General features: G+C 65.1%; 3 protein-coding genes. All 3 read left to right on the top strand.

What is annotated here, in order from left to right:
* Window positions 1-111 precede the first annotated feature (111 nt).
* The 3 genes from recC to recD are packed head-to-tail and all read left to right on the top strand — an operon-like array spanning window position 112 to window position 9,319.
* Window positions 112-3,564 (top strand): exodeoxyribonuclease V subunit gamma, encoded by a 3,453-nt coding sequence (gene recC / locus J4E58_RS27575; RefSeq protein WP_087092582.1) that lies wholly within the window; start codon window positions 112-114, stop codon window positions 3,562-3,564.
* Window positions 3,561-7,253, top strand: coding sequence for an exodeoxyribonuclease V subunit beta (gene recB / locus J4E58_RS27570; protein ID WP_087092581.1), 3,693 nt, complete (start codon window positions 3,561-3,563; stop codon window positions 7,251-7,253). Before recC ends, recB begins: the two co-directional genes overlap by 4 nt.
* On the top strand, window positions 7,250-9,319 hold the full coding sequence (gene recD, locus J4E58_RS27565) for an exodeoxyribonuclease V subunit alpha (RefSeq protein ID WP_087092580.1): 2,070 nt from the start codon (window positions 7,250-7,252) through the stop codon (window positions 9,317-9,319). The genes recB and recD overlap by 4 nt, the downstream gene beginning before the upstream one ends.
* Window position 9,320 lies beyond the last annotated feature (1 nt).

Raw genomic sequence — 9,320 nt, 5'->3', positions numbered from 1 at the left:
ACAAAAAATGCCTTATTCCTCGCAACACTCACGTTGGTCCTCTCAGCTGTCACCGCTGCGTGACAGTGCTAAGGTTCGGCCCTAGCTTTTGCATTTTCCAAGGAAGCCCTTATGCCGGACGCCACGTCCCTCAGCGCTGGTTTTATGGTGGTTCACGGTAACCGCCTGGACGAGTTGCGCAGCCTGGTGGTCAGCTGGATGCGGCGTTACCCCTTGGCGCCGCTGGAGAATGAGATCGCCCTGGTCCAGAGCAACGGCATCGCCCAATGGCTGAAGCTGGCCCTGGCTGAGGACTCCGAGGATGACGACATGGGCGGCTGTGGCATCGCTGCTGCCATCGATGTGCAGCTCCCCGGCAGTTTCATGTGGCAGCTTTATCGCATGGTGCTGGGACGCGATGAGATCCCGCCCAAATCCCTGCTGGATAAAGCGCCGCTGACCTGGCGCCTGATGCGGCTTTTGCCCGAACTGATCGATCAGCCGCACTTCGAGCCCCTACGCCGTTTCCTTACTCACGACACGGATCTGCGCAAGCGCTATCAATTGGCCGAGCGCCTGGCTGACCTGTTCGACCAATATCAGGTTTATCGCGCCGACTGGCTGGAAGACTGGGCTGCAGGCAGGCATCAACTACGCAGCGCTCGAGGTGAGCCCAAGACCCTGACCCCCGCCAACTGCTGGCAGGCCGAACTGTGGCGGGCGTTGTTGCTGGATGTGGGGGAGGAGGGCATGGCGCAAAGTCGCGCCGGCGTTCACCAACGTTTCATCGAACGAATCCTCAACCTGGAAAAGGCGCCACAAGGGTTGCCCTCACGAGTGATCGTTTTCGGGATTTCCTCTTTGCCGGCGCAAGCCCTGGAAGCCCTGGCCGGACTGGCCCGCTTCAGCCAGGTCCTGCTGTGTGTACACAACCCTTGTCGTCACCATTGGGCGGATATCGTCGCCGACAAGGACCTGCTGCGCCATCAATACAAACGTCAGGCGCGCAAGGCGGGAATGCCCGCGGTGCTCGACCCGCAGACCCTGCATCAACATGCCCACCCGCTGCTCGCCGCCTGGGGTAAACAGGGCCGTGACTACATCAACCTGCTCGACAGCTATGACGATCCCAACAGCTATCGCTCGGCCTTTCGCGACGGCCGTATCGACCTGTTCAGCGAGAGTCAGCCGCAGACCCTGCTGAATCAGCTGCAGGACGATATCCTCGAATTGCGCCCGCTGGAGGAGACCCGCCAGTTGTGGCCGGCGGTCGATCTGCACCAGGACAAGTCGATCCGTTTTCACATTGCCCACAGTGCCCAGCGCGAAGTGGAAATTCTCCATGACCAGCTGCTTGCGCGCTTTAGTGAGGACCCTGAATTGCGTCCGCGGGATGTGATCGTGATGGTTCCGGATATCGACAGTTACGCACCGCATATTCGCGCGGTCTTCGGCCAGTTGGAGCGTGACGATCGGCGTTTTATTCCGTTCACCCTGACGGACCAGGGCCAACGTGGCCGCGACCCACTGTTGATTGCCGTGGAGCATCTGCTCAAGCTGCCGGACAGCCGGTTCCCCGTCAGCGAAATCCTCGACCTGCTGGATGTTCCGGCATTACGCGCACGTTTTGGCGTTGATGAGGCCGATCTGCCGACCTTGCATCGCTGGATCGAAGGCGCCGGCATCCGCTGGGGCATGAATGCCGAACAACGGGCCGACCTGGGATTGCCCGAGGAACTGGAGCAGAACAGCTGGCGTTTCGGCCTGCGCCGCATGTTGCTGGGTTACGCCGTGGGACGTTCCGATGCCTGCGAGGGGATCGAGCCTTACGATGAGATCGGCGGCCTGGATGCGGCCCTGATCGGGCCGCTGGTGGCTCTGCTCGATGCCCTGGAGATGGCGTATCAGAACCTCACTTTGCCGGCTTCGCCGCCACAGTGGGGCGAGCGCCTGCAAGCACTCACGCAGCAGTTCTTCCTGGCCAGTACCGAGCATGACGACTACCTGCTGAGCCAACTCGAAGACTTGCGCGAAACCTGGCTGGAAACCTGCGAGTCGGTTGGCCTGCATGATGAGCTGCCGCTGACCGTGGTCCGCGAAGCCTGGCTGGCTGGCCTGGACCAGGGCCGCTTGTCCCAGCGTTTCCTGGCCGGTGCGGTGAACTTCTGCACACTGATGCCGATGCGCGCGATTCCCTTCAAGCTGGTATGCCTGCTGGGGATGAACGACGGCGACTACCCGCGGGCGCAGCCGCCGCTGGATTTCGACCTGATGGGCAGCGACTACCGGCCCGGTGACCGTTCGCGGCGCGAAGACGACCGTTACCTGCTGCTGGAGGCGCTGCTTTCGGCGCGGGATCAGCTGTACGTCAGTTGGGTCGGTCGCAGCATTCGCGACAACAGCGAGCGCCCGGCCTCGGTGCTGATCGGCCAGTTGCGCGATCACCTGGCCAGTGGCTGGAAGCTGGCGAATGACCAGGACAATCCGCTCGACGCCATGACCCAGGAGCATCCACTGCAACCGTTCAGTGCCCGCTACTTCCATGAAGGCCATGGGCTGTTCAGCTATGCCCGAGAGTGGCAGCTGTTGCACCAGACCCAAGCGGCCGCTCAAGCGCTTGAGCCTCTGGCGCCCTATGTCCAGGAGGAACCGTTGAGCCTGGGGCAGTTGCAGGACTTCCTGCGCAACCCGGTGCGACATTTCTTCAGTCAGCGCCTCAAGGTGTTCTTCGAGGCGGCCGACGCGCCATTGGCCGACGAGGAACCCTTTGTACTCGACGCGCTGCAACGCTACAGCCTGAGCGACAGCCTGCTGGAGGCGGCGTTGAACTGCGCCGATGATCCGGACCAGGCCCTGCAGGCCCAGGCGCAACGGCTACAGGCCAGCGGCTTGTTACCCATGGCCGGTTTTGGCGAGAGCCTGCAACGAGAGCTGATCGAGCCCTTGCCGGATCTTTTGATGCGCTATCGGCAATTGCTGGAGTTATGGCCTGCGCCGGTCACCAGCGCCTTGCCGATTACCCTTGAACTCAAGGACGTGAAGCTCGAAGGCTGGCTGAGCGGCCTGCACCAACGTAGCGACGGCGGGCTGCTGTCGGTCACCACCATCCCCAACAGCATTGGCTCACCCAAGACCCGCAAATGGCACCGCCTGACCCGGCCCTGGGTCAATCATCTGGTGGCCTGTGCCAGCGGCTATACCTTGACCACCGCGCTGGTGGCCAGCGACGACACCTTGTTGCTGCCGCCTTTGGACCGCGAATCGGCGCTGCAAAGCCTGGGCGATCTGTTGTTGGCCTGGCAGGCGGGCATGTGCCAGCCGTTGCCGGTAGCCGTGAAAACCGCTTTTGCCTGGTTGGGCCAGAGCGATCCGGGCAAGGCCGAAGCGGCGGCGCGCAAAGCTTATGAAGGCGACGGCCAGACCAGCGATGGCGAGCGTCGGGAAAGCCCGGCCCTGGCGCGCCAGTACCCGGACTACAACGCGTTGATCGCCGACGAAACCTTCAGCGGCTGGGTTGATGCGTTGTATCGCCCACTCTTACAGGCGCCCTGGCGCTCCGCGGCCAATGGGGAGGCTGACACATGACCCGGCAAGCACCTTTGGCCCTGGCGTTCCCGCTGCGGGGCAGCCAACTGATCGAAGCCAGCGCCGGTACGGGCAAGACCTTTACCATTTCGGCGCTTTACCTGCGCCTGGTGCTGGGGCACGGCGGCGAGCCGGCCGGGTTCGGTCGCGAGTTGCTGCCACCGCAGATTCTGGTGGTGACCTTCACTGATGCGGCGACCAAGGAACTGCGCGAGCGGATCCGCACCCGCCTGGCTGAAGCCGCACGCTTCTTCCGCGATGAAACCGCCGCGCCCGACGCGCTGATTGCCGAGCTGCGCGATCAGTTCGCTGCCGAGCAATGGCCGGGTTGCGCCAGCCGCCTGGACATCGCCGCGCAATGGATGGACGAGGCCGCGGTCTCGACCATCCACAGTTGGTGCCAGCGCATGCTGCGCGAGCATGCGTTCGACAGTGGCAGCCTGTTTACCCAGACCCTGGAAACCGACCACAGCGATCTGCTGGGCGAAGTGCTGCGCGACTACTGGCGGCTGTTTTGCTACCCGATGCAGGGTGATGCGCTGAACTGGGTGCGGGCCAACTGGGGTGGGCCCGCGGCCTTGCTGCCCAGGGTGCGCGCGCTGTTTGGCAGCGAGCGAGAAGTGGACGCGGAGCAGACGCCGGCGCAGTTGATCGAAGCCTGTTTGCTGGAGCGTCGCGCGGCGTTGGTGCAGCTCAAGGCGCCTTGGCGGCAATGGGCTGAGCAACTGCGGGAGATCTGCTTGCAAGGCGTCGCCAGCAAGACGGTCGATGGCCGCAAGATGCAGGCGCGTTACTTCGAGCCCTGGTTCGAAAAGATCACCGCCTGGGCCGAAGACGAGTCCATAGAACAACTGGATATCGGTACCGGCTTCAGCCGCCTGACCCCCGAAGGCATGGCCGAGGCCTGGAAAGGCGATGCGCCGGATCATCCCGCGCTGGACGCCATGGCCGGGCTCAAGGTCGCGCTCGATGCCCTGCCGAGCCCCGACGCTGCGGTGCTGCAACACGCCGCGCGTTGGGTCGGCGCGCGCTTCGAGGAGGAGAAGCGCCGCCGTGCCGAGATGGGCTTCGACGACATGCTGCTGCGCCTCGACGCCGCGTTGCAGGCCGAGGGTGGCGAGCGTCTGGTGACGCTGATTCGCGAGCAGTTCCCGGTGGCCCTGATCGACGAATTCCAGGACACCGACCCGGTGCAGTACCGGATCTTCGAAAGCATCTACCGCATCGAGGACAACAACCCCGAGACCGGGCTGTTCCTGATCGGCGACCCCAAGCAGGCGATCTACGCCTTCCGTGGGGCGGACATTTACACCTACCTGCGCGCTCGCCAGGCCACCAACGGCCGCCTGCATACCCTGGGCACCAACTTCCGTTCCAGCCACGCCATGGTCAAGGCGGTGAACCACGTATTCGAGCGTGCCGAGTCCCGTGAACAGGGACGCGGCGCGTTCCTGTTCCGGGAAAAGAACGGAGAGAACCCGGTGCCGTTCCTGTCGGTGGCCTCCCAGGGGCGCAAGGAGCAGCTACACAGAGACGGGCAGGTGGTGCCGGCGCTGAATATCTGGCACCTGTCCACGGAGCAAGCCATTTCCGGTGCGCTGTATCGGCAGCAACTGGCGGCGGCCTGCGCCAGCGAAATTGTCGCCTTGCTCAACGGCGGACAGCAGGCCAGCGCCGGCTTCGCCCGTGACGGCCAGCCCTTCAAGGGCCTGCTGCCGGCGGACATCGCCATCCTGGTGCGCGATGGCAAGGAGGCCCAGGCCGTGCGCGGCGAACTGGCCGCGCGCGGGGTGCGCAGCGTGTACCTGTCGGACAAGGACTCGGTGTTCGCCGCCCAGGAGGCCCACGACCTGCTGGCCTGGCTCAAGGCCTGTGCCGAACCGGATATCGAGCGTCCACTACGCGCCGCGCTGGCCTCCATCACCCTGAACCTGCCACTGGTTGAGCTGGAGCGCCTGAACCAGGACGAGCTGGCCTGGGAGAGCCGGGTCATGCAGTTTCGCGGTTATCGCCTGATCTGGCGTACCCAGGGTGTGCTGCCGATGTTGCGGCGCCTGCTGCATGACTTCCAGTTGCCCCAGGCCCTGATCGCCCGCAGCGATGGCGAACGGGTGCTGACCAACCTGCTGCACCTGTCCGAACTGTTGCAGCAGGCGGCCGCCGAGCTGGACGGCGAACAAGCGCTGATCCGCCACCTGGCCGAGCACCTGGCCTTGTCCGGGCAGGCTGGCGAAGAACAGATCCTGCGTCTGGAAAGCGACGAACAACTGGTCAAGGTGGTAACCATCCACAAATCCAAGGGCCTGGAGTACCCGCTGGTGTTCCTGCCGTTCATCTGTTCGGCCAAGCCGGTGGATGGCAGTCGCCTGCCGCTGCACTACCACGACGAGTCGGGCAAGGCCCAGGTGACGCTACGGCCAACCCCGGAGCTGATTGCCCAGGCCGACGACGAACGTCTGGCCGAAGACCTGCGCTTGCTCTATGTGGCGCTGACCCGTGCCCAGCATGCCTGCTGGCTGGGTGTCGCCGACCTCAAGCGCGGCAACCACAACAGCTCGGTGCTGCACCTCTCGGCCCTGGGCTACCTGTTGGGCGGCGGTGCGTTGTTGAACGAGTCCAGCGGCCTGGCGCGCTGGCTGCAAGACCAGCAGCAAGGCTGCGAGGCCATGAGTGTCAGCGAAATGCCCAGCGCCACCGACAGCCGTTTCCATCCACCGCGCAACGACGCCACCCTGTTGGCGCCCCTGGCTCCCAAGCGGCGCGCCGCGGAGAACTGGTGGATCGCGTCCTATAGTGCCCTGCGTATCAGCGACAGCCTGGGTGCCGGCAGTACCGAGGCGCCGGAAAGCCCGCAGGCGCAGAAACTCTTCGACGATGAACGCCTCGACCCCGATGCCCCGCGTGAAGTCGTGGCCAGCGGCGCGGACATCCATCGTTTCCCCCGTGGGCCGAACCCGGGGACCTTCCTCCACGGCCTGCTGGAGTGGGCCGGTGACGAGGGGTTCGCCGCCGACCCCGTCGCCATTGAGGACGCCATCGCTCGGCGCTGTAATCGCCGCGGTTGGCAAGGCTGGATCAAGACCCTGAGCGACTGGTTGCGGAATCTGTTGCAACTGCCTTTGCCAGCCGGGGCGGGGCGACCGCCGGTGGTGCTCGCGCAGTTGAGCCAATACCGGGTCGAGATGGAGTTCTGGTTCGCCAGCCACAAGGTCGATGTGCTCAAGCTCGACGAGCTGGTGCGCCAGTACACCCATCAAAGCGTGCCTCGGGTGACCGCCGAACCGGTACTGCTCAATGGCATGTTCAAGGGCTTCATCGACCTGACCTTCGAGCATCAAGGGCGCTATTACGTGGCCGACTACAAATCCAACTGGCTGGGCGTGGATGACGCCGCCTATACCGAGCAGGCCATGGAACAATCGATTCTCGACAACCGTTACGACCTGCAATACGTGCTGTACCTGCTGGCCCTGCATCGCCAGTTGCGGGCGCGCCTGGCGGACTACGATTACGACCGGCACATGGGCGGTGCCCTGTACCTGTTCTTGCGCGGCACGGGCTCGGCCAGCCGCGGCGTGTTTTTCACCCGGCCACCCCGTGAGCTGATCGAACGCCTGGACCGCTTGTTCCAGGGCAAACCCGAGCAGCCCAGGGCCGAGCCGGCGTGGGAACAGGGAGTATTGCTGTGATCGAGGATCTGCTGACGCCGCTGGAACCCCAGCCCGACCTGGCGCCCCTGGTTCGGGCCGGCGATTTGCTGCTGTTGCTCGATCGTTGGGTCGAGCGCGGATGGTTGCGCGCGCTGGACAAGGCTTTCGTAGGCTTCCTCCATGAACTGGAGTCACAAGGCGATCCACTGGTGCTGATGGCCGCGGCGCTGACCAGCCATCAACTGGGCCACGGGCATGTCTGCCTGGACCTGTTCGAAACCCTCAAGGAGCCGGACTTCGCCCTGTCCCTGCCGCCGGAAGGCGACCTGCAAAGCACGGCGGCGGTACTGCCGTCGCAGGTGCTGGCGACGCTGGACGGCGCGCACTGGTGCAAGGCCCTGGCGGCCAGTCGCCTGGTGGCGTTGGCGGCCGACCAGAGCGAGCAGGCCCGCCAGCGGCCGCTGGTGTTGTCGGGCAAGCGCCTGTATCTGCGCCGTTACTGGGCCTATGAGCGGCGCATCGACAATGCCTTGCGCCAGCGCCTGGCGGTGCAGGAGGAAACTCCCGCGGATTTGGCCGAGCGCCTCGGCGGCCTGTTCGGCGCGGCCAAGGCGGCGGGGCCGGTGGACTGGCAGAAGCTTGCCTGTGCGCTGGCCACCCGAGGTGCCTTCAGCATCATCACTGGTGGACCGGGAACCGGTAAAACCACCACCGTGGTGCGCCTGCTGGCCTTGCTCCAGGCCCCGGCTGTCGAAGCCGGCAAGCCTTTGCGCATCCGCCTCGCCGCGCCCACTGGCAAGGCGGCGGCGCGCCTCACCGAATCCATCAGCCTGCAAGTGCGCTCCCTGTCGGTCGACGACAGTGTGCGCGAGAAGATCCCCAGCGACGTGACCACGGTGCACCGGCTGCTGGGCAATCGTCCGGGCACCCGGCACTTCCGCCATCACGCCGGTAACCGCTTGCCGCTGGATGTGCTGGTGGTCGACGAAGCCTCGATGATCGATCTGGAGATGATGGCCAATCTGCTCGATGCGCTGCCGGTACACGCGCGCCTGGTGTTGCTCGGGGACAAGGATCAACTGGCCTCGGTGGAAGCCGGCGCGGTGCTTGGCGACCTGTGCCGCGATGCCGAGGCCGGCTGGTACAGCCCGCAGACCCGCAGCTGGCTCGAGGCCGTCAGCGGTGAACAACTGGCGGACAGCGGACTGCAGGAAGACAATGCCGGCACTCACCCGCTGGCCCAGCAGGTGGTGATGCTGCGCCACTCCCGGCGCTTCGGCGAAGGCAGCGGTATCGGCCAGCTGGCGCGCTGGGTCAACCAGCAGCAGGCCGAGGAAGCGCGCCGCCTGCTGGCCGCTCGCAGCCATGCCGACCTGTATGGCCTGAGCCTCAAGGGCGAGCAGGACCGCGCCCTGGAGCGCTTGCTGCTGGAAGGCCACGGCGACGGGCCGCAGGGTTACCGGCATTACCTGAGCCTGTTGCGCGGCCAGCGCCCGCCTGCCGATACAGCGCTGGAAGATCCGCGCTGGACCGCCTGGGCCCGCGATGTGCTGCTGGCCTTCGACCAGTTCCAGTTGCTCTGCGCGGTGCGCAAGGGGCCTTGGGGTGTCGAGGGGTTGAACCAGCGGATCACCGCCGCCCTGTTCAAGGCGCGGCTGATCGAAAGCGATCAACAGTGGTACGAAGGTCGTCCGGTGCTGATGACCCGCAACGATTACGGCCTGGGCTTGATGAACGGCGATATCGGCATTGCCTTGAAGTTGCCCGAGCACGAAGGCACGCAAGACGGACGCCTGGTGCTGCGGGTGGCCTTCCCGCGCAACGACGGCCAGGGTGGCGTGCGTTTCGTGTTGCCGAGCCGGCTCAACGATGTAGAAACCGTGTACGCCATGACCGTGCACAAATCCCAGGGCTCGGAATTCGCCCACACCGCGCTGATCCTGCCCGAGGCGCTGAACCCGGTGCTGACCAAGGAACTGATCTACACCGGTATCACCCGGGCCAAGGACTGGTTCAGCCTGATCGAGCCGCGGGCCGGGGTGTTCGAAGAGGCGGTGCGGCGCAAGGTCAAGCGCCTGAGCGGCTTGATGCTCGACCTGGGTTGAA

This window comes from Pseudomonas sp. FW305-25, from assembly GCF_017351415.1.
GTDB lineage: Bacteria > Pseudomonadota > Gammaproteobacteria > Pseudomonadales > Pseudomonadaceae > Aquipseudomonas > Aquipseudomonas chlororaphis.
The sequence above is the reverse complement of the archived record's forward strand: the minus strand, read 5'-3'. Positions and strand labels throughout refer to the sequence as shown.